This is a genomic window from Streptomyces sp. NPDC020801 (assembly GCF_044334385.1).
Taxonomy (GTDB): Bacteria; Actinomycetota; Actinomycetes; order Streptomycetales; family Streptomycetaceae; genus Streptomyces.
In genome coordinates, this window is the sequence record NZ_JBIRST010000001.1 from 130,417 (window position 1) to 149,693 (window position 19,277).

The following is a 19,277-nucleotide window of genomic DNA, read 5'->3' on the forward strand; positions in this document are numbered from 1 at the left end:
TCGCGCGTCGACTCGGAATCGGAACCCTTGAAACGCGCCCCGCGCGTGGAGAAATGAAATGACCAAGGAACAGCTAATCGAGGATCTGCGCGTCCGTCGCGCTGAAATCCGGAAGAACTTTGACCTTGTCGTCAGTCGCGCAAAGGATGAAGGCCGAGGGATTAACGAGGCCGAAAGCCGGAAGCTCGACACGCTAGAGGAATACGCGAAGCAGATTGACGACCGCTTGGACGAACTTGGGGTGCAGGTCGCTATGGATGCCGTTGCCGCTCCCATGCAGCGAAAGTACGCGCCGCCCGTCGCGCGCAGAAATGGGAGTACGCCAGTGCCCACACAGTCATTCAGCGTGCCTGTTACCGACCCCGGTGAATACCGCCCCAAGCTGCCCGGCTACGCCTACCGCAAGCACTTTACGGTCACGCGTGAGCCGGAGATCTACCGCGAGCACGATCACGAAGTCTCATGGTTCAAGGACCTGTACCTTGCGCGCAGCGCTGGAGACGTAGCGGCAGCCGAACGGCTCGCCCGAAACAACCACATGGCAGCCGACCGCGCGCGTGGTGCCGGCGAAGTGGGAGCAGAAAAACGAGCCATCTCAACGAGCACCGGAGCAGGCGGCGAGTTTGTTCCGCCACTGTGGCTCGAAGCCGAATTTGTGAGGTACGCGCGGCCTGGTCGCGTAACGGCTGACAGGTTCGTTACCGCGCCCCTGCCGCCCTCCACCGACGTCATTTATATCCCCAAGGTGTCAGGAGGCGCGACGGTAGCCGCGCAGGCAACGCAGAACACGGCTATTTCTCAGACGGACATTACGACGACTTCCGTAAGCTCACCCGTAGTGACTATCGCAGGCGGGCAGACTGTCTCTCTCCAATTGCTCGAACAGTCGCCGCTCAACATCGATAACGTGATCCTTGAAGACCTGGCCGCCGACTACGCAATGAAACTTGACACGCAGCTCATTAACGGCAGCGGTACGGGCGGGACGCTCACCGGCCTGCTCACGGTTTCGGGCACGGGCAGTCAGGTATGGACGAATGCCAGTCCAACACTGAGCGGTGCTAATGGGCTCCTTGGGCAGATTGCATCGGCCATTTCCACCGTGCACACGAACCGCTATGCGCCCCCGGACACGATCGTCATGCACCCGCGTCGCTGGGCTTGGGTAGTAGCACAGGTGGATTCGCAAAACCGACCGCTGGTCGTTCCCTCGGCGGCAGGCCCGGTCAACGCTGTAGGCGTCGTCAGTCAGATAATGGAAGAGGGCTACGTAGGCCAGATTCTCGGACTGCCTGTATTCCTCGACAGCAATATTCCCACCAACCTGGGCGCAGGCACTAACCAAGATCGAATTTTTGTGCTGCGCGCCTCGGACCTCCGACTCTGGGAGGGACACGTCCGGGCCGAGGCATTTGCCCAAACGTACGCCAACCAGATGAGCGTATTCGTTCGCCTCTACAACTATGCGGCGGCCATCCCTAACCGCTACACAGCTTCCATCTGTGTCATTTCTGGGACCGGTCTAGTTACGCCTAGCTTCTAGTGCACGCCTTTAACGGTCACATTCCGTGAGGGCGACCGGGGGGGAGTCAATCTCTAGCGCGTGCGCCTCGGCGACCCGGCCCCCATGAAGCGAGACATTTTCGCGAAATTTCGAGCCTGGGAGTCACCTCCCCCTATATTACGGTCTGTGAGCAGAGCACGGAAAACGCCCCTCTGGGTTTCGCTACAGCGAGCCTGGAGGGGCGATTTTTGTGTTTCTAGGCTCTGGAAGGCCTTTAGAGGGTGATTCCTGCCCTCTGAGCGATCCGGGTAAGCCGTTCATTGCTTCGCTTGTGCTTGGACACCAAGACTCGCGTGAGCTCCAATGATGTGGGGTGGACTGCCGCCATTTCTGGTGACGTCGCCCAAGCCTTTTCAAGGCTTTCTAGGGTTCCGTCCTGGTCGCCTAGGGCTAGCTGAGAGCGTCCGAGGTTCATGAATACCGGAGCCACTCGGTTAGCAGGCAGCGTCATACCCGCTCGAATCAGGTTTTCTCCCGTTTCTACTGCCCTTCGGTGCTGCTCCATATCAGAGGCTGTAGAGATGACGTGCGTAGCCGTCTGCTCGGGGCCAAATTGCATCCCATGCTCGGCCATCTCTACCGGGATTTCCTCAGCCATCCGCCAAGCTGCTTCAATGTGCCTTTGGGTGGTCTGCTTGTCCTTCAACCGTCCGGCGAGGGTCAATCCGCGCAGGTGCAAAACCCCAAGCCCGAACGCTCGATCTCGTCCAGTCAGCGTGGATTCCGCCTGGACGATTGCGCGGTCAATGATGGCCAGTCCACCTGAAAAGTCGCCGGAATTAAGGAAGGTGCCAGCATCGTCCCGAGCCGCGACGATAGCCGCGATAGGGTCTGCCCTTTCGGCTGCCAGCCGTTGTTTCATTGTCGCCAATTCGGCGAGATGCATCCACCGATGGCGAGCTGCGAGCCAATAGATGACCCCGTATACGTCCGCGACCAACCCCCATGCCTCCGGTTCGCCTGTGAGGTGCGCATGGTTGGTGACCCTGGTGAGCACTCCGGGAAGCCTCTGGAGAACTTTGGACAGCTCCGTATTCCACCGAAGCTGGTTTAGTTCATCCACTTCCGTTGGGAGTCGTTCAGGATGCTCCGGAGGTGCTCCAGGGATATCAAATCGCCGGATAGCCCAGTTGAGGTCATTGAGGTTTGCTTCCGGGGCGCTGCCCAGTAGTTCGTCAAGAGTGAAATTCATTGCGCGGGCAAGGGCAGCGCCTACGCCCTGCGTGAGCGCGCGGTCCCCAATCTCAATCTTGCTGAGAAGGGATACCGACACCCCCGCCCTACGGGCTAGGGCTACCTGACTCAGCCCGAGTTCCTTCCGGCGCGCAGCGACGTTGGCGCCTGGTCCGGGTACCTGCGTAGCGCTCATACCTTGCGTCTTCCCCGCTCGGTGACGTCCTCACGTCCCATGGTCCCCCAGGCCCGTGCATCCCGCCCCGCATCTGTGCAAGAAGTGTGCAAGTCGGTGGGCCAGATGGGGCGTTGACTCAAGACGACAGAGACCCCCGCGACCGTGCGACCGGCCCGGGGGCATGGCCAACGCTTTCAAGGAGCGCTGACATGAGCGACCTTATCCGAACGGCCCTCGTACGGGTGATCAGTGTCCTGTTAGGGCGACGCGCCCCAGGCAGGCACAGCAACGCCTACACACCCCCCGCAGCGCCCCCAGCGCCCCGCAGGCGCGCCACACCGGACGTCCGGGGCGCCCGCCTGGTCGTCGCCCGCAGGCACCGCCAGGAGCGGCACGCAGGCGCCCCGTACCCGCCCCCGTACGCCGAGCGCGCCGAGTGGTTCCCGCCCCGCGACTGGGAGGCAGAGGAAGCCTGGGACGGCACGGCCACCATGGTCCGGCCCTACGTCGCGCACCTGGACGTCATGCAGCGAACTGCCCGCGTCGGGACGGAAGTTGACCCGTGGGGAGCCGTCCAGTGACCATGACCATCGCTGTGTACCGGATCAATCCGGAAACCGGTGCCCGCACGGTGGTGCGCGAAAAGCGCACGGTGAAACCCCTCGAAGTGCCCGCCGCGACTTCGGCACTTCCGCCGTGTTCCTGCCCGCGCTGCGTCGGCAGCAGCATCCTGCTGCGCACGCGGCTGGCCGAGGTGAACAAGCGCAGCCGGGGGGAATGGTGACCGGCTCGACCCCGGCGGACACGTCGACCATGTCCGCAGAATGCGGAGTCGCCCAGCGGCCTGAATTTAGGGGCATGCACCGTGACTGCCGCCAGACCAGGGACATTCCCCTACCGGGCGCGCCAGGCATTGTGCTTGTGCGTCGCTGCACCTGTACGTGCCACCACTACAACCGGGCGAAAGCCTGAACCGAGCACCACACCGGATGGCTGCCGCTTCCTGGGCGCTGCGAGGCGCAAGGGCAGCACACATGACCCCCGCCCCTGCGGGTCGAGCACCTACAGGGGCGGGATGCAGTACGGCGCGGGGACCGTTTCCCCGCAGCAGCACAACGAAGGGATCAGCACCATGAACGCAGTCCCCGAGTTCGAGTTCCGCACGTCTACCGCGTGCACCTACAACAACAGCGACCCTCGATGTGTGGAAGTCGCGACCAACGTTCCTGGCAAGGTGGCGGTCCGGAATTCCGCGACCGGTGAAACCGTCGAGTTCACGGCAGTGGAGTGGACCGACTTCCTGAGCGGTGCCAGGCTGGGCGAATTCGACGTCACGGCGTAGGGAGTCGTCATGGGGCAGTGTCCGCAGTGCGGCGGCAGCGCACAGAGCGACCCGGAGCACCTCAGCGTGTTGCGGTGCCTGGCGTGCTGGCACGCCTGGACGCTGCCCCATGAGCGCCCTTGCCCCGGCTACCGGCCCACCCTGGGCGCGGCCCTGCGGAAGCTGGAAGACGACAGGGGCCTACGCCGCTAGACCCCCGCGCCGGAACCCCCGACCGTGCGGGCAGCGCCCCCGACTGCATGAGCAAGGGCCGCAGTCGGGGGCGCGTCTGTGGTTACGTCTTCGCTACGACTTGCCTCCGGTACCCGCTGGAACAGCAGCCGCCGCCCCAGCCCCGTGCCCTTCTCCTTGTCGTACGGGTCGTCGGGATGCCGTACGGCGATCAGGTCCCGGAAGGCGGGGCGGCCGTGGAACTCGACGGTGGCCGCGCCCGGCAGTGCCCCGAGCTCCAGCAGCCGCTCGATGAGGGCGCTGTTGTCCTCGAGTTCGTAGTGCAGCGCGGCGGCCCAGAAGTCGGCCTGCGCGTGCGGGTCGGCGGCGTCGATGACGAGCTTCCAGTGCAGCGGTGTGGCCGCGGGGGCCGCAGGCGTCTGTGTCATGTAACCATTTATAGTGGTTACATGAACGCACGGGCAACGGAAACGCCGGAACCGTCACCGGGCCTGGCACTGGTCTCGTACGAGGGCAAGCCCTACCGCTTCGACCCGGGGGCGCTGTGCCTCGAGCTGCTGACGACCGGCGGCCCCGGCCCGTTCGCCCGTCACGAGGTGCTGCGCACCCCCGCCGACCTGGTCGCCTGGGCCGACCGCAGCCGGCTTGCGGGAGGGCTGGAGCTCACCGTCGGCGAGGACGAGGTGGAGCGCGCCCGCGCCTTCCGCGACGCCCTGTTCCTGCTCACCGCCGACCGCGCCCACGGCCGCCCGCCCGCGCCCGCTCACCTGGACCTCGTCAACGAGACGGCGGCCCACCCGCCCCTGGTCTCCCGGCTCACCCCGGCCGGCACCCGCGCCTGGGCGTCCGGCGCAACCGGCAGCCAATTGCTGTCCACCGTCGCCCGTGACGCGATCGACCTGTTCACCGGCCCGTACGCCGACCGTGTCCGCGAGTGTGGAGCCCACGACTGTCACCTGCTCTTCGCCGACACCTCCCGCCCGGGGCGGCGACGCTGGTGCGCGATGGAGCACTGCGGAAACCGGGAGAAGGTCCGGGCCCACCGCGCCCGCGCGAGTACACCCGGCGCATCCGGCTAGTGCTGTGGCCGGAAAGGTTTGCCGGATAGCTCGCGGCGTCCGGTGCGGTGCATCGCAAGAGGGAGCATCCTCGGGCACCGTCGTTGCCCGGAGGCCGGTGCCCAGTGCTGTGGCCGGAAAGGTTCACCGGCTCGCGACGCCCGGCACGGCACCTCGCCGCGTTGTCGCAGCACCCGAGTACATCCAGTACGGTGCCCGAGCAACGAGGGTGCCCGGACCCCCGCCACGTGTCAGGCCTCGACCGGCTCCGAGCTCTGCTGGGCGTCCAGCGGACCGGGGCCCGCCACGGCGGTGCGGGGCGCGGCGAGGCGGGCCCTGAGCTGCGCCGCCCGCCGCGCCGAGCGCAGCCCGTTCCAGGTCAGCAGGGTCAGGGCCAGCCACACCAGGGCGAACCCGGCCCATCGCTCGGCCGGCATGGACTCGTGGAAGTACACCACCCCGAGCAGGAACTGGAAGACCGGCGCGAGGTACTGCAGCAGACCCAGCGTGGACAGCGGCACGCGGATCGCGGCCGCGCCGAAGCAGACCAGCGGCAGCGCGGTGACGATGCCGGTGGAGGCGAGCAGGGCGGCGTGCCCGGCGCCCTCGGCGGCGAAGGTGGCGCGGCCCTGCGCGCCCAGCCACAGCAGATAGCCGAGCGCGGGCAGGAACTGGACCGCGGTCTCGGCGGCGAGCGACTCGACGCCGCCGAGGTTGACCTTCTTCTTCACCAGGCCGTAGGTGGCGAACGAGAAGGCGAGGCACAGGGAGATCCACGGCGGGCGGCCGTAGCCGATGGTGAGGACGAGGACCGCGGCGGCGCCGGTGCCGACCGCCGCCCACTGCACGGGCAGCAGCCGTTCCTTCAGGATCAGCACGCCCATGGCGATGGTGACCAGCGGGTTGATGAAGTAGCCGAGGGAGGCCTCCACGACGTGCCCGCTGTTCACGGCCCAGATGTAGACGCCCCAGTTGACGCTGATGACCGCGGCGGCGACCACGACGAGCCCGAGCCTGCGCGGCTGCCGCAGCAGTTCTCCGGCCCAGGCCCAGCGGCGTACCACGAGCAGCGCGGCGACGACGAACGCCAGCGACCAGACCATCCGGTGGGCGAGGATCTCGATCGCACCGGCGGGCTTGAGCAGGGGCCAGAAGAGGGGCACGAGGCCCCACATCCCATAGGCCGCGAAGCCGTTCAGCAGTCCTGTGCGCTGCTCGCCCCCGGCCTTCTCGCTCACGGGCCCCTCCTTCGTGCCTGGCTGCGTGTCGTGCAGCAAGCACGAAGGTAGCGCCGAGCACCCCCGCCTGTCATGCCCGTATCGGCATACGGTCATGACAGGCGGGGAAGGGGACGGCCGGGCCGGGCGGGTCAGCCCTTCAGCGCGGCGCCGATCGCCTCGGCGAGCGGGGTGGCCGGGCGGCCCGTCAGACGGGACAGGTCGCCGGTGTCGACCACCAGTTCGCCGTTCTCGATCGAGGCTTCCACGCCCGCCAGGACCGCCGCGAGCGGCCCGGGCAGCCCGGCGCCGGCCAGGATGCCCTGGTACTCCTCGACGGAGACCGGGCGGTACACGATCTCCCTGCCGGACTGCCGGCCCACCTCGGCGGCGAACTCGGCGAAGCTCCACGCCTCGTCCCCACCCAGCTCGTACGTCCTGTTCTCGTGCCCTTCGCCGGTCAGCACCGCGACGGCGGCGGCCGCGTAGTCGGCGCGCGAAGCGGAGGAGACGCGGCCCTCGCCGGCGGCGTGCACGACGGCGCCGTGCTCCAGCACGGGGGCGAGGTTCTCGGTGTAGTTCTCGTGGTACCAGCCGTTGCGCAGCAGCGTGTACGGCACTTTGGAGGCCAGCAGCGCCTCCTCGGTGCCGCGGTGGTCGTCGGCGAGGGCGGCCTTCAGGGTGCCGGGGGCGCTGGTGTAGGCGAGCAGGGCGACCCCGGCGGCCTCGGCGGCGTCGATGACGACCCGGTGCTGCTGCACCCGGCCCTTGTCGAACTCGTTGCCGGAGACCAGCAGTACCTTGTCGCCGGCCGCGAACAGGCCGTCGAAGGTCTCGGGTGCGTTGTAGTCGGCGACCGCGATCCGCACGCCGCGCGCGGCGAAGTCGGCGGCCCTCTCCGGCGTGCGGACGACGGCGGTGATCCGGTCGGCGGGAACCTTCTCCAGCAGCTGTTCCACGACGTGACGGCCGAGGTGTCCGGTGGCGCCGGTGACGACGATGCTCATGACGGAAATCTCCTTGTGGGTGCGTCTGGCGCTAACCCTAGGATGTGCGCTTACTTCTGGAAAGTACCCACTTTGAAGTAAGGTACTGTCATGGCAGTAAGTACCGAGGGAGCCGTGAAGGCCGCGCAGGACGACACCGGTGCGGCGGTGTGCCCGTACCGGCTGGTCCTGGAGCACGTCACCAGCCGTTGGGGCGTCCTCGTCCTGATCGAGCTGCTGGAGCGGTCCTACCGCTTCAGCGAGCTGCGCCGTGCCGTCGGCCGGGTCGGCGGGAAGGGCGTCAGCGAGAAGATGCTGACGCAGACGCTGCAGACCCTGGAGCGCGACGGCCTGGTCCACCGCGACGCCAGGCCGGTGATCCCGCCGCGCGTCGACTACTCCCTCACCGGGCTCGGTCGTGAGGCCGCCGAGCAGGTACGGGCGCTCGCGCGGTGGACGGAGGACCGCATGGCGGACGTGGAGCAGGCCCGGCAGGCGTACGACGAGGCCCGGGCGGCGCTCACCACCCGGGCCTCGTGACGGACTGGCCGGCTCAGCCGACGACCGTCCAGGTGTCCCCGCCGGCCAGCAGGGCGGCCAGGTCGCCCTTGCCGCGCTGTTCGACGGCGGACTCGAGCTGGTCGGCCATCGCGGTGTCGTACACCGGGCGGTCGACGGAGCGGAACACGCCGATCGGGGTGTGGTGCAGGGTGTCCGGGTCGGCCAGCCGGGACAGCGCGAAGGCCGTGGTCGGCGAGTCCGCACGGGCGTCGTGGACCAGGATCTCGGCCTCGTTGTCCGCGGTGACGTCGACGACCCTCAGATCGCCGGTCTGCCGGTCGCGCACGACACCGCGAGCGCCGTCCGTGCCGAACCGGATCGGCTGTCCGTGCTCCAGCCGGATCAGGGCCTCCTGGGCCTGCTGGCGGTCCTTGAGGGCGTCGAAGGCACCGTCGTTGAAGATGTTGCAGTTCTGGTAGATCTCGATCAGCGCGGTGCCGGGGTGGGCGGCCGCCGCGCGCAGCACCTCGGTGAGGTGCTTGCGGTCGGAGTCGATGGTGCGGGCCACGAAGGACGCCTCCGCGCCGATCGCCAGCGACACCGGGTTGAAGGGCGCGTCCAGCGAGCCCATCGGCGTGGACTTGGTGATCTTCCCGACCTCCGAGGTCGGGCTGTACTGCCCCTTCGTCAGGCCGTAGATCCGGTTGTTGAACAGCAGGATCTTGAGGTTGACGTTGCGGCGCAGCGCGTGAATGAGGTGGTTGCCGCCGATGGACAGCGCGTCGCCGTCACCGGTGACCACCCACACGCTCAGGTCGCGCCGCGAGGCCGCGAGGCCGGTGGCGATGGCGGGGGCGCGGCCGTGGATGGAGTGCATCCCGTAGGTGTTCATGTAGTACGGGAAGCGCGAGGAGCAGCCGATGCCCGAGACGAAGACGATGTTCTCCCTGGCCAGGCCCAGCTCCGGCATGAAACCCTGGACGGCCGCGAGGATCGCGTAGTCGCCGCAGCCGGGGCACCAGCGCACTTCCTGGTCGGACTTGAAGTCCTTCATGGACTGCCGGGCCTCGGCCTTCGGCACGAGGGAGAGCGCCTCGACCGTGCCCGTGCCCTCCGTGGACGTCTCAGCCATCGATGGCCTCCTTGAGAGCCGTGGCGAGCTGTTCGGCCTTGAACGGCATGCCGTTGACCTGGTTGTAGGAGTGCGCGTCCACCAGGTACTTCGCTCGCACCAGGGTGGCGAGCTGCCCGAGGTTCATCTCGGGGATCACCACCTTGTCGTAGCGCTTCAGGACCGCGCCGAGGTTCTTCGGGAAGGGGTTGAGGTGGCGCAGGTGCGCCTGCGCGATGGACTCCCCGGCCGCGCGCAGCCGGCGTACGGCCGCCGTGATGGGCCCGTACGTCGAACCCCAGCCCAGGACGAGGGTGAGCGCGCCGTTGGGGCCTCCCCTGCTCGAACGCAGTTGAGAGCCTGGGGAAGGGTCGTCGACCTCCACGTCCGGGACCTCGATGCCGTCGATCTTGGCCTGCCGGGTGCGGACCATGAAGTCGTGGTTGGCGGGGTCGTAGGAGATGTTGCCCGTGCCGTCCTGCTTCTCGATGCCGCCGATGCGGTGCTCCAGGCCCGGCGTGCCCGGGATCGCCCAGGGGCGGGCCAGCGTCCTGGCGTCCCGCTTGTAGGGCCAGAACACCTCGGTGCCGTCGGCGAGCGTGTGGTTGGGGCCCTGCGCGAACTGCACCCGCAGGTCCGGCAGCTCGTCCAGTTCGGGGATGCGCCAGGGCTCGGAGCCGTTGGCCAGGTAGCCGTCGGAGAGCAGGAAGACGGGCGTGCGGTACGTCAGCGCGATCCGGGCCGCCTCCAGGGCGGCGTCGAAGCAGTCCGCCGGGGTGCGCGGGGCGACCACCGGGACCGGGGCCTCGCCGTTGCGCCCGTACATCGCCTGCAGCAGGTCCGCCTGCTCGGTCTTGGTCGGCAGACCGGTGGACGGGCCGCCGCGCTGGATGTCGACCACCAGCAGGGGCAGCTCCAGCGACACCGCGAGGCCGATGGTCTCCGACTTCAGTGCCACACCGGGGCCGGACGTCGTGGTCACGGCGAGCGAACCGCCGAACGCGGCACCCAGCGCGGCGCCGATGCCCGCGATCTCGTCCTCGGCCTGGAAGGTGCGCACGCCGAAGTTCTTGTGCCGGCTCAGCTCGTGCAGGATGTCCGAGGCCGGGGTGATCGGGTACGAACCCAGGAACAGCGGCAGGTCCGCCTGGCGGGAGGCGGCGACCAGGCCGTAGGCCAGGGCCAGGTTCCCGGAGATGTTGCGGTACGTGCCGACCGGGAAGGCCTTGGCGGCCGGGGCGACCTCGTAGGAGACCGCGAAGTCCTCGGTCGTCTCCCCGAAGTTCCAGCCCGCGCGGAAGGCGGCGATGTTGGCGGCCGCGATGTCCGGCTTCTTGGCGAACTTCGACTTCAGGAACTTCTCGGTGCCCTCGGTCGGCCGGTGGTACATCCAGCTCAGCAGGCCCAGCGCGAACATGTTCTTGCTGCGCTCGGCCTCCTTGCGGGAGAGCTCGAACTCCTTGAGCGCCTCCACCGTCAGGGTGGTCAGCGGCACCGGGTGCAGGTTGTAGCCGTCCAGCGAGCCGTCCTCCAGCGGGGAGGCGTCGTAGCCGACCTTCTGCAGGGCGCGCCTGGTGAACTCGTCGGTGTTGACGATGATCTCCGCGCCGCGCGGCAGGTCGCCGATGTTCGCGCGCAGCGCGGCCGGGTTCATGGCGACCAGGACGTTCGGCGCGTCGCCCGGGGTGAGGATGTCGTGGTCGGCGAAGTGCAGCTGGAAGGAGGACACGCCCGGCAGGGTGCCTGCGGGCGCCCGGATCTCGGCCGGGAAGTTCGGCAGCGTCGACAGGTCGTTGCCGAAGGACGCCGTCTCGGATGTGAAACGGTCGCCGGTGAGCTGCATACCGTCACCCGAGTCACCCGCGAACCGGATGATCACCCGGTCCAGACGGCGTACGTCCTTGGCTCCGGCCGCCCTGCGCTGCTCTCCTACGACGGCTCCGTCGGCCTGCTCCGCTGGACTGCTGACCTGGCTGGTCACTGAACTGGACCTCCTTCGAGGCGGCTGTGTGGGAGCGGCCTTCCCGAAGACCTTCCCAGGTTCAACCCTACGACCGTGAAGGTCGCCTTCCCTGTGCCGTTCGTATGCTGGACGCACTCATGAGACGGCGTGTTGCCCTGATTCGCCATGTTCTGCCAGTCCCCCCGTACCTCTTGTGAAGACGCTCCCCGCCCTGTTCCCGGTTCTCGGTGATCCGGGCTCCACCCTCCGTGTCGCGTGGCGCGCACGGTGGCCGAACCCCTTACTTGACACAGTGTCAGCCCATCAGGAGTTCAGGTACGTGAGCACGGCCAGAACACGCCGGTGATCCCCGTCACTCTGTGCCAGGCCGAGCTTCAGGAAAATGTTGCTGACGTGCTTCTCCACCGCTCCGTCGCTCACCACCAGCTGCCGGGCGATCGCCGAGTTGGTGCGCCCCTCGGCCATCAGCCCCAGGACCTCCCGCTCCCGCGGGGTGAGCCCGGCCAGCACGTCCTGCTTGCGGCTGCGTCCGAGCAGCTGGGCGACCACCTCCGGGTCCAGGGCCGTACCCCCCTGCGCCACCCGGACCACCGCGTCCACGAACTCCCGCACCTCGGCCACCCGGTCCTTGAGCAGATAGCCGACCCCACGGCTGGAGCCGGCCAGCAGTTCGGTGGCGTACCGCTCCTCGACGTACTGCGACAGCACGAGCACGCCGAGTCCCGGGTGCGCCTTGCGCAGCTGCACCGCCGCCCGCACCCCTTCGTCGGTGTGCGTCGGCGGCATTCGCACGTCGGCCACCACGACGTCGGGCAGCGCTCCCTGGTCGTGCAGCTCGGTGATGGTCTTGATCAGCGCGTCGCCGTCGCCCACACCCGCCACGACCTCGTGTCCGCGGTCGGTCAGCAGCCGGGTCAGTCCCTCCCTGAGCAGTACTGAATCCTCGGCGATGACCACCCGCACTCTGTCCTCCACGATCCTCGGCCCCCCACAGCCTCGCTCCACGGTCGTTCGCATGAGTGTTCACGACCCCCATGAGTCCTCACGAGTCCCAAGTTCTCACGAGTCCCAAGAGTCATCACAAGTCCTGCGAGTTATCACAAGTCCTGCGAGTCATCACAAGCCCCACGAGTCCCCACGAGCCCCCCACGAGTCACCACGAGTCACCACGAGTCACCACGAGTCCTTATGACGTGGTCCAGCATTCCAGCATTCGGACCCCGCCGCGTCGGGGCCGGCGGAAGTGGGGGAGCCCTCCACTGGTTCGCGGCCTGCCGTCCATGGCCCTCGGGGCCACGGCCGGCAGGCCGCGATCACATGACTTCCGGTGCGCTCAGCGCCGCCAGGGCAGCTCCGCCGTCACCCGCGTGGGCCCCCCGGCCGGCGAGTCGACGACCAGGATCCCGTCCACCGCGTCCAGCCGCTCGGCCAGCCCCGCGAGACCCGACCCCGCGGCGGTGCCGGCGCCTCCGACCCCGTCGTCCACGACCTGCAGCATCAGCCGGTCGTCCGCCCGCCACACGTCCACGGAGGCGGACCTCGCACCGCTGTGCTTGCTGATGTTCTGCAGCAGCTCGCAGACCGTGAAGTACGCGATTCCCTCGATCGCCGGCGCAGGGCGCTCGGCCAGGTCCACGTCCACCCGCACCGGCACCGTGCAGCGGGAGGCGACCGAGGACAGCGCGGCGTCCAGGCCCCGGTCGGTGAGCACCGCCGGATGGATCCCGCGCGCCAGGTCCCGCAGCTCCTGCAGCGCCGTCTTCACCTCGCCGTGCGCCTCGTCCACCATCCGCGCCGCCGCCCGGGGGTCCTCCGCCAGCTTCTCCTTCGCCAGCCCCAGATCCATCGCCAGCGCCACCAGCCGGGCCTGCGCACCGTCGTGCAGGTCCCGCTCGATGCGCCGCAGGTCGGCTGCCGCGGTGTCCACCACGACCCCGCGGTCCGACTCCAGCTCCACCACCCGGGCCGACAGCCGCGACGGCCCGAGCAGCCCGCGCACCAGCACCCGGTCCACCATCGTCAGCGCCCGCACGATCCACGGGGCGGCCAGCGTGAACACCAGCCCCACCAGCGCGGTCACCGTGATCTCGAACGGGTTGTCGAGGAAGACCCGGTGATGCTCGTCGCCGTAGAGCTGGATGCCGCCGTGGCCGACCCACACCGGGAAGACCCAGAACCACAGCGGGTACGTCACCAGCGTCCAGCCCGTCGTCCACACGGTCACGGCGACCACGAAGGAGAACACCGACCACGGGAACTGCAGCACGGAGTAGAGCAGGGCCCGCCACGAGGCGCCGCTCTTCAGCACCGCACCGGTCCAGGCCGGCACGCCCTGGCGCTTCATCAGCAGCGGCTCCGGCTCGGCCACCTCCAGGCCGAGCAGGCCGCGCGCCCGGGCCCGCTCCAGCACGCCGAACCCGCGACAGCCCGCCAGCGCCGCCGCCAGTACCGGAATCCCCAGGAACGTCACCAGCAGCCCCGCACCCAGCGACACCATCGTGACCGCGTACGTGAACAGCAGGATGCCGATCGGCAGACTCAGCAGCACATACCCGAACTCGCGCCAGCTGCGAGCCTCGAACGGGGCGCGCAGGCCGGCGGGCACCCGGTGCCCCCGTCCGAATTCCGCTCCGTACTCCGCTCCGTATTCCGTTCCGTACTCGGTGGCCATCGGCGCCGTCCCGTTCCCCTCGGTGTCTGCTGGTTCCAGCCGCGTTGCGCCGCGTCTGCTGCGTCTGCCGCGTGCTGCTGGGTTCCTGCGGTTGTGTCCCGCCGTGTCTCCAGCCTGCTGGAGCGCAGGTCACCGGACCATGGAGCGCGTCGGCGTCTCGATCGGGGGGTTTTCCCCACCCCCGGCGGAGGTGTGCGTCACCCTGGCGGAGGGTTCCGTCACCCCCCGGCGGGGGTTCCCTCACCCCTGACGGAGGTGCCTGTCCCCGCCGTGCCCGCAGCGTCCGTCCGGTCCCGCCACGGCAGCTCCGCCGTGACGGTCGTCGGGCCGCCCGGCGGCGACTCCACGACGAACAGGCCGTCCACGGCGTCCAGCCGCTCGGCCAGCCCCCGCATGCCCGTACCGCCGTCCAGTCGCGCCCCACCGCGGCCGTCGTCCCACACCTGGATGAGCAGCCGGCCGTCTGAGCGCCACACGTCCACGGAGGCGGACCTCGCACCGCTGTGCTTGCTGATGTTCTGGAGCAGCTCGGAGACCGTGAAGTAGGCGATGCCCTCGATGGCCGCGGCCGGACGCGCGTCCAGGTCGGCCGTCACCTTCACCGGCACCGTGCAGCGCGAGGCGACCGCCGACAGGGCCGCGTCCAGGCCGCGGTCGGTCAGTACGGCGGGATGGATGCCGCGGGCCAGGTCGCGCAGCTCCTGCAGCGCCAGTTTGACCTCGCCATGTGCCTCCTCGACCATCGCCGCGGCCGAGTCGGGATCCTCCAGCAGCTTCTCCTTGGCCAGACCGAGTCCCATGGCCAGGTTGACCAGCCGGGCCTGCGCCCCGTCGTGCAGGTCCCGCTCGATGCGCCGCAGGTCCGCGGCGGCGGTATCGACCACCACGCCCCGGTCGGACTCCAGCTCCGCGATCCGCCGCTCCAGCTCGTCGGAGGGCGAGAGCAGCGCGCGCGTCATCGCCCGGTCCACGTTCGCCATGCCCCGGGCAAGGAAGGGCAGTACCGGCCACAGCACGAAGAGCGAGGTCAGGGTGACGGCGAAGGTGAGGATGCCCCAGGGCAGCCGGATGAGGCCGTACAGGGCCGTGCGCCAGCCGACCGGGTCCTTCAGTATCAGCCACAGCCGGTTGAGCGGCCCCTTCGTCCGGTGCAGCGGCAGCGGGCTCGGCTCGTCGATCCGCGTCCCCAGCAACGACCCGACCCGGGCCCGCTCCAGCCTGCCCAGCTGCCGTGACCCCATCAGCCCGGCCGCGAGCAGCGGGAACCCGACCACGGTGAGCGTCAGCGCGGCACCGGTGCTCAGCACCACCACCACGTAGACGAAGCCGAACAGTGCCACGGGCAGGTTCGCCAGGAGATGCGTGATCTCCCTCCACGTGGGCAGGTCGTAGGCGAAACGAGCCGGGGGCAGACGGTCCTCGCCGTCGTCCGCCGCCGGATCGGCGCAGGAGATGGGTGCGGTCATACGCGCTAGCGTGCCGCGCGGCGCGGCACCGCGCCATGAGGTCGGCCGCCCTGGCCGGCTGGGGAAAACCCCACCCCCGCGTCTCACGGTGTGACGGGCTGCTTACCCTCTCTTTATCAGGGCCTAGACTCCCGTGCGTACAGATCGTCGAACAACACGAGGCCAGGGAGCGAGGGACGGACGGTGCCTGAGACGTTGTGGGAGACGTTGCGGGGGTCGACCGTCGTGGCGGCGGACTACTTCCACTCCTATTCGGCTGTCGGACTGCTCGCCGTCGTGGGCGTGCTGTTCGTCGCCGTCGCGTTCGGAGCGGGCCGCCTGCTGCGCCCGGTGGTCCCCACCCCGGAGAAACTCCTGACGTACGAGTGCGGCGTCGACCCCGTCGGCGAGGGCTGGGCCCACACCCAGGTGCGCTACTACGTCTACGCGTTCCTGTACGTGATCTTCGCCGTCGACTCGATCTTCCTGTTCCCCTGGGCGACGGTGTTCGCCGCCCCCGGCTACGGCGCGGCGACGCTCGTGGAGATGTTCATCTTCCTCGGCTTCCTGGCCGTGGGCCTGCTGTACGCATACAAGAAGGGCGTCCTGGCATGGACGTGAACCCCCCCACTTCAGCGGTTTTCGAGCCGGTGCCGCCGCCCGAGCTCCTGCCCGAGCCGAAGCGGCTGGGCGCGCTCGCCCGGCTCGCCCCGGAGCCGATGAAGGTGGTCCTGAACTGGGGCCGCCGGTACTCGCTCTGGGTCTTCAACTTCGGCCTCGCCTGCTGTGCGATCGAGTTCATCGCCGCGTCGATGGCCCGCCACGACTTCATCCGGCTCGGCGTGATTCCCTTCGCGCCCGGGCCGCGCCAGGCCGACCTGATGGTGGTGTCGGGCACGGTCACGGACAAGATGGCTCCGGCGGTGAAGCGCCTGTACGAACAGATGCCCGAGCCGAAGTACGTGATCTCCTTCGGCGCCTGCTCCAACTGCGGCGGCCCGTACTGGGACTCTTACTCCGTCACCAAGGGCGTCGACCAGATCATCCCGGTGGACGTCTACGTCCCCGGCTGCCCGCCGCGTCCGGAGGCGCTGCTCCAGGGCATCCTGAAGCTCCAGGAGAAGATCGCCCGGGAGTCGCTCGGGGAGCGGTACGCGACCGGGACGGCGCGTCCTTCGACGGCTGCGCTGCAGAGCGGGCTCGTGCGGCCACCGGCCGCCGGAACGGCCGCCGAAGCTGCCGCCGGAACCGCCGCGGGAACCGCCGCCGGAACCGCCGCGGGAACCGCCGGCGAGGAGGACGCACGATGAGCGGTGCCGGCTGGCTGCCCGCGCCCGCCGAGGAGCTCTTCGGCGAAGAGGCCACGGCGGAGGAGTCCTACGAGGTCCTGACGGTCGACGTACCGCCGAGCGCGTGGGTGTCCGCCCTGCTGACCGCCCGCGACGAACTGGGCTGCACCTACTTCGACTGGCTGAGCGCCGTCGACGAACCGGGCACGGGCTTCCGCGTCTCGGCCCACGTCGTGGCCCTCGCTCCGGTACGGCGCCTGCTGCTGCGTACGACGGTTGCGCACGAGGCGCCGGTCCTGCCCACCGCGGTGGAGGTCTACGCGGGCGCGGCCTGGCACGAACGCGAGACGCACGAGATGTTCGGCATCGGCTTCGAGGGCCACCCCGCCCTGGACCACCTCCTCCTCCCCGAGACCTTCGAGGGCCACCCCCTCCGCAAGGACTTCGTCCTCGCATCCCGTGTGGCCAAGGCCTGGCCGGGAGCCAAGGAACCGGGCGAATCGGACCACGGTGGCCCCAAGCGCCGGCAGATGCTGCCGCCGGGCGTCCCCGACCCCAACGAGTGGGGCCCCTTGAAGGGCCAGCTGCCACCCGCGCCGGCCCGCCCGGCCAGGGGCGCCGGCCGGGCTGCGGGCGAACGTCCGGCCCGCGCGGCGGGCGACCGGCCGGTGCGCCGTACCCGCACGGCAGCGGAGGGCTCGGCGAGCCAGGCGGGTGCGCCGGCGGGAGCTGCTGGGGCCGGTGGAGCCCGTGAGGCCGATGGGGCCGATGGGGTTGCGGAGGCGGCGGGAGCCAGTGAAGCCGCCGGTGCCGCCGGTGCCGCCGGTGTAGCCGATGGCGCTGGGACGGCGGGGGCAGGTGAGGTCTCGCCGCAGGGTGCGGCTCCGGGGACTGCCGCTGCCCGGCCGCGCCGGATGCGCAGCGCGAGCCAGGGGTCGGTGAGCCAGACGGCACCCCGTACCGAGGCCACGGAGGCCGGCGGGGCGGCGAGTGACAGCGTCACGCCGGCGCCCGAGGGCGCCGCGGCAGAGACGCGGGCCGTGGCCGAAGGCGCCGCGCCGCGGCCCCCGGCGGCCGAAGGGCCGGCCACGGAGGCATCGGTGGTGCAGGAACCGGTCGGTCCGGTCGCTCCGGCGGAGGAGGCCGAGGGAGCCAAGGAGATCGAGGGGGCCAAGGGGATCGAGGGGGCCAAGGGGATCGAGGGGGCCAAGGGGATCGAGGGGACCAAGGAGATCGAGGGGGCCAAGGGGATCGAGGGGACCAAGGAGATCGAGGGAGCCAAGGGGATCGAAGGGCCCGAGGAGTCCGGGACGCCCGGGGGAGCGTCCTCCGGAGCACCACCGGCGGCCCGGCCGCCACGCCGTGCGCGCACCGAGTCCGGGGGGTCGGCCTCGCAACGCGAGCAGGCGAACGCGCCCAAGTCGCCCGCCTCGCCCGCCGCCCCACGCGGCTCGGACGCCCCCTGGCACCACGCCCGCCCGGCGTTCGACGAACCCGAGCCGAAACCGAGGCGCAAGCCCGAGGACGACACCCCTGACACCACCGGTACCAGCGAGACTCCTGGTACCAGCGAGACTCCCGGTACCCGCGACACCCCCAGTACCCGCGACACGCCTGACGAGACCGAAGGAGGCCCGCAGTGAACGACGCGGTCGACGTCGCCCTGCGACTCCTGATCGTCTTCGTGGTCTTCCTCACCTTCCCCCTGATCGTGGGGCAGACCGAGCACAAGGTCATGGCCCACATGCAGGGCCGCCTCGGTCCCATGTACGCCGGTGGCTTCCACGGCTGGGCCCAGCTCGTCGCGGACGGCGTGAAGTTCGCGCAGAAGGAGGACGTGGTCCCGGCGGGCGCGGACCGCCGCATCTTCCAGCTCGCTCCCGCCGTGGCCCTCCTGCCGTACCTCCTCGTGCTGTTCGCCATCCCGATCGGCCCCGGCCAGGGCGACGTCGGCCAGGTCCTCGACGCGGGCATCTTCTTCGTGCTCGCCGTGATGGGCGTGGGCGTCCTCGGCTCGCTCATGGCGGGCTGGGCCTCCGCCAATAAGTTCTCCCTCCTCGGCGGCCTGCGCACCGCCGCCCAGCTCCTCGCCTACGAGCTCCCGATGCTGCTCGCCGCCGCCTCCGTGGCGATGGCGGCCGGCACGGTCTCCCTGCCCGGCATCCTGCACGCCTTCCACTGGTGGTGGCTGCCCTGGCAGATCGTCGGCGCGCTCGTCTTCTTCATCGCCGGCCTGGCCGAACTGCAGCGCCCGCCCTTCGACATGCCCGTGGCCGACTCGGAGATCATCTTCGGCGCGTACACCGAGTACACCGGCCTGCGTTTCGCCCTGTTCCTCCTCGCCGAGTACGCCGGAATCGTCGTCCTGTGCGGCCTGACCACCGTTCTCTTCCTGGGCGGCTGGCACGGCCCCTGGGGCGCCGACGGCCTCGGCTGGGTGTGGACCCTGCTGAAGACGGCCGTCCTCGCCTTCGTCGTCATCTGGCTGCGCGTCACCTACCCCCGGCTGCGCGAGGACCAGCTGCAGAAACTCTCCTGGACCCTCCTCGTCCCCCTCTCCCTCGCCCAGATCGCCCTCACCGGCATCGTCAAGGTGGTGATCTCGTAA

The 19,277-nt window shown here is 69.5% G+C and carries 19 protein-coding genes and 1 pseudogene; 10 read left to right on the top strand and 10 right to left on the bottom strand.

The window, feature by feature from the left end:
- Positions 1-58 precede the first annotated feature (58 nt).
- Positions 59-1,543 (top strand): phage major capsid protein, encoded by a 1,485-nt coding sequence (locus ACH4UM_RS00605; RefSeq protein ID WP_398172061.1) that lies wholly within the window; start codon positions 59-61, stop codon positions 1,541-1,543.
- Between the two features lie 235 nt (positions 1,544-1,778).
- Here the strand turns inward: ACH4UM_RS00605 and ACH4UM_RS00610 are convergent, their stop codons facing one another.
- Complete coding sequence (locus tag ACH4UM_RS00610) at positions 1,779-2,450, bottom strand: DNA-binding protein (protein WP_398173534.1); 672 nt, start codon at positions 2,448-2,450, stop codon at positions 1,779-1,781.
- Between the two features lie 294 nt (positions 2,451-2,744).
- A pseudogene (locus ACH4UM_RS00615) lies at positions 2,745-2,933 on the bottom strand (helix-turn-helix domain-containing protein); the annotation flags it as partial.
- Positions 2,934-3,124: 191 nt separating this feature from the next.
- Between ACH4UM_RS00615 and ACH4UM_RS00620 the strand changes: the two are divergent.
- The 3 genes from ACH4UM_RS00620 to ACH4UM_RS00630 all read left to right on the top strand — a co-directional run bounded on the left by ACH4UM_RS00620 (position 3,125) and on the right by ACH4UM_RS00630 (position 4,257).
- Positions 3,125-3,496 carry a hypothetical protein gene (locus ACH4UM_RS00620; protein ID WP_398172063.1) on the top strand — a complete coding sequence of 124 codons (372 nt, stop codon included), beginning with the start codon at positions 3,125-3,127 and terminating at the stop codon, positions 3,494-3,496.
- Entirely contained in the window at positions 3,493-3,699 is a 207-nt protein-coding gene (locus ACH4UM_RS00625) for a hypothetical protein (protein WP_398172065.1), read from the top strand. The genes ACH4UM_RS00620 and ACH4UM_RS00625 overlap by 4 nt, the downstream gene beginning before the upstream one ends.
- Before the next feature lie 348 nt (positions 3,700-4,047).
- A complete protein-coding gene (locus tag ACH4UM_RS00630) occupies positions 4,048-4,257 on the top strand; it encodes a DUF397 domain-containing protein (protein ID WP_398172067.1) in 210 nt (69 codons plus the stop codon).
- A gap of 188 nt (positions 4,258-4,445) precedes the next feature.
- On the opposite strand, the gene ACH4UM_RS00635 is transcribed toward ACH4UM_RS00630, so the two are convergent.
- On the bottom strand, positions 4,446-4,856 hold the full coding sequence (locus ACH4UM_RS00635; RefSeq protein ID WP_398172069.1) for a VOC family protein: 411 nt from the start codon (positions 4,854-4,856) through the stop codon (positions 4,446-4,448).
- Positions 4,857-4,877: 21 nt separating this feature from the next.
- Between ACH4UM_RS00635 and ACH4UM_RS00640 the strand changes: the two genes are divergently transcribed.
- Complete coding sequence (locus ACH4UM_RS00640) at positions 4,878-5,507, top strand: CGNR zinc finger domain-containing protein (protein ID WP_398172071.1); 630 nt, start codon at positions 4,878-4,880, stop codon at positions 5,505-5,507.
- 230 nt (positions 5,508-5,737) lie between these two features.
- Here ACH4UM_RS00640 and rarD read toward each other — a convergent pair whose 3' ends face one another.
- Positions 5,738-6,661 carry an EamA family transporter RarD gene (gene rarD / locus ACH4UM_RS00645; RefSeq protein ID WP_398173536.1) on the bottom strand — a complete coding sequence of 308 codons (924 nt, stop codon included), beginning with the start codon at positions 6,659-6,661 and terminating at the stop codon, positions 5,738-5,740.
- Between the two features lie 194 nt (positions 6,662-6,855).
- The gene (locus ACH4UM_RS00650; protein WP_398172073.1) at positions 6,856-7,710 is read right to left on the bottom strand and encodes an SDR family oxidoreductase; all 855 of its coding nucleotides are present in this window, start codon (positions 7,708-7,710) and stop codon (positions 6,856-6,858) included.
- 90 nt (positions 7,711-7,800) lie between these two features.
- On the opposite strand from ACH4UM_RS00650, the gene ACH4UM_RS00655 reads away from it, so the two are divergent.
- Positions 7,801-8,229: a winged helix-turn-helix transcriptional regulator gene (locus ACH4UM_RS00655; protein ID WP_398172075.1), complete on the top strand. Its 429-nt coding sequence runs from the start codon at positions 7,801-7,803 to the stop codon at positions 8,227-8,229.
- A gap of 13 nt (positions 8,230-8,242) precedes the next feature.
- Here the strand turns inward: ACH4UM_RS00655 and ACH4UM_RS00660 are convergent, their stop codons facing one another.
- The 5 genes from ACH4UM_RS00660 to ACH4UM_RS00680 form a co-directional block, all read right to left on the bottom strand.
- Positions 8,243-9,322: a 2-oxoacid:ferredoxin oxidoreductase subunit beta gene (locus ACH4UM_RS00660; RefSeq protein WP_398172077.1), complete on the bottom strand. Its 1,080-nt coding sequence runs from the start codon at positions 9,320-9,322 to the stop codon at positions 8,243-8,245.
- Positions 9,315-11,282 (bottom strand): 2-oxoacid:acceptor oxidoreductase subunit alpha, encoded by a 1,968-nt coding sequence (locus ACH4UM_RS00665; protein WP_398172079.1) that lies wholly within the window; start codon positions 11,280-11,282, stop codon positions 9,315-9,317. Before ACH4UM_RS00665 ends, ACH4UM_RS00660 begins: the two co-directional genes overlap by 8 nt.
- A gap of 285 nt (positions 11,283-11,567) precedes the next feature.
- Positions 11,568-12,281 (bottom strand): LuxR C-terminal-related transcriptional regulator, encoded by a 714-nt coding sequence (locus ACH4UM_RS00670; RefSeq protein ID WP_398172081.1) that lies wholly within the window; start codon positions 12,279-12,281, stop codon positions 11,568-11,570.
- A gap of 316 nt (positions 12,282-12,597) precedes the next feature.
- Complete coding sequence (locus ACH4UM_RS00675; RefSeq protein WP_398172083.1) at positions 12,598-13,935, bottom strand: sensor histidine kinase; 1,338 nt, start codon at positions 13,933-13,935, stop codon at positions 12,598-12,600.
- Positions 13,936-14,153: 218 nt separating this feature from the next.
- The gene (locus tag ACH4UM_RS00680; protein ID WP_398172085.1) at positions 14,154-15,401 is read right to left on the bottom strand and encodes a sensor histidine kinase; all 1,248 of its coding nucleotides are present in this window, start codon (positions 15,399-15,401) and stop codon (positions 14,154-14,156) included.
- A gap of 207 nt (positions 15,402-15,608) precedes the next feature.
- On the opposite strand from ACH4UM_RS00680, the gene ACH4UM_RS00685 reads away from it, so the two are divergent.
- From ACH4UM_RS00685 to ACH4UM_RS00700, 4 genes are read left to right on the top strand one after another with little or no spacing between them, the layout of a single operon-like run.
- The gene (locus ACH4UM_RS00685; protein WP_398173538.1) at positions 15,609-16,001 is read left to right on the top strand and encodes an NADH-quinone oxidoreductase subunit A; all 393 of its coding nucleotides are present in this window, start codon (positions 15,609-15,611) and stop codon (positions 15,999-16,001) included.
- On the top strand, positions 15,992-16,690 hold the full coding sequence (locus ACH4UM_RS00690; RefSeq protein WP_398172087.1) for an NADH-quinone oxidoreductase subunit B: 699 nt from the start codon (positions 15,992-15,994) through the stop codon (positions 16,688-16,690). The genes ACH4UM_RS00685 and ACH4UM_RS00690 overlap by 10 nt, the downstream gene beginning before the upstream one ends.
- Positions 16,687-18,312, top strand: a complete 1,626-nt coding sequence (locus ACH4UM_RS00695) for an NADH-quinone oxidoreductase subunit C (RefSeq protein ID WP_398172089.1) — start codon at positions 16,687-16,689, stop codon at positions 18,310-18,312. The genes ACH4UM_RS00690 and ACH4UM_RS00695 overlap by 4 nt, the downstream gene beginning before the upstream one ends.
- On the top strand, positions 18,309-19,277 hold the full coding sequence (locus ACH4UM_RS00700) for an NADH-quinone oxidoreductase subunit H (RefSeq protein WP_398172091.1): 969 nt from the start codon (positions 18,309-18,311) through the stop codon (positions 19,275-19,277). The genes ACH4UM_RS00695 and ACH4UM_RS00700 overlap by 4 nt, the downstream gene beginning before the upstream one ends.

Coding starts and splice junctions, on each gene's coding strand:
- ACH4UM_RS00605 (WP_398172061.1), top strand. CDS start 59: ATGACCAAGGAACAGCTAATCGAGGATCTGCGCGTCCGTCGCGCTGAA.
- ACH4UM_RS00610 (WP_398173534.1), bottom strand. CDS start 2,450: ATGCATCTCGCCGAATTGGCGACAATGAAACAACGGCTGGCAGCCGAA.
- ACH4UM_RS00620 (WP_398172063.1), top strand. CDS start 3,125: ATGAGCGACCTTATCCGAACGGCCCTCGTACGGGTGATCAGTGTCCTG.
- ACH4UM_RS00630 (WP_398172067.1), top strand. CDS start 4,048: ATGAACGCAGTCCCCGAGTTCGAGTTCCGCACGTCTACCGCGTGCACC.
- ACH4UM_RS00635 (WP_398172069.1), bottom strand. CDS start 4,856: ATGACACAGACGCCTGCGGCCCCCGCGGCCACACCGCTGCACTGGAAG.
- ACH4UM_RS00640 (WP_398172071.1), top strand. CDS start 4,878: ATGAACGCACGGGCAACGGAAACGCCGGAACCGTCACCGGGCCTGGCA.
- rarD (WP_398173536.1), bottom strand. CDS start 6,661: ATGTGGGGCCTCGTGCCCCTCTTCTGGCCCCTGCTCAAGCCCGCCGGT.
- ACH4UM_RS00650 (WP_398172073.1), bottom strand. CDS start 7,710: ATGAGCATCGTCGTCACCGGCGCCACCGGACACCTCGGCCGTCACGTC.
- ACH4UM_RS00655 (WP_398172075.1), top strand. CDS start 7,801: ATGGCAGTAAGTACCGAGGGAGCCGTGAAGGCCGCGCAGGACGACACC.
- ACH4UM_RS00660 (WP_398172077.1), bottom strand. CDS start 9,322: ATGGCTGAGACGTCCACGGAGGGCACGGGCACGGTCGAGGCGCTCTCC.
- ACH4UM_RS00670 (WP_398172081.1), bottom strand. CDS start 12,281: ATGCGAACGACCGTGGAGCGAGGCTGTGGGGGGCCGAGGATCGTGGAG.
- ACH4UM_RS00675 (WP_398172083.1), bottom strand. CDS start 13,935: ATGGCCACCGAGTACGGAACGGAATACGGAGCGGAGTACGGAGCGGAA.
- ACH4UM_RS00680 (WP_398172085.1), bottom strand. CDS start 15,401: ATGACCGCACCCATCTCCTGCGCCGATCCGGCGGCGGACGACGGCGAG.
- ACH4UM_RS00690 (WP_398172087.1), top strand. CDS start 15,992: ATGGACGTGAACCCCCCCACTTCAGCGGTTTTCGAGCCGGTGCCGCCG.
- ACH4UM_RS00695 (WP_398172089.1), top strand. CDS start 16,687: ATGAGCGGTGCCGGCTGGCTGCCCGCGCCCGCCGAGGAGCTCTTCGGC.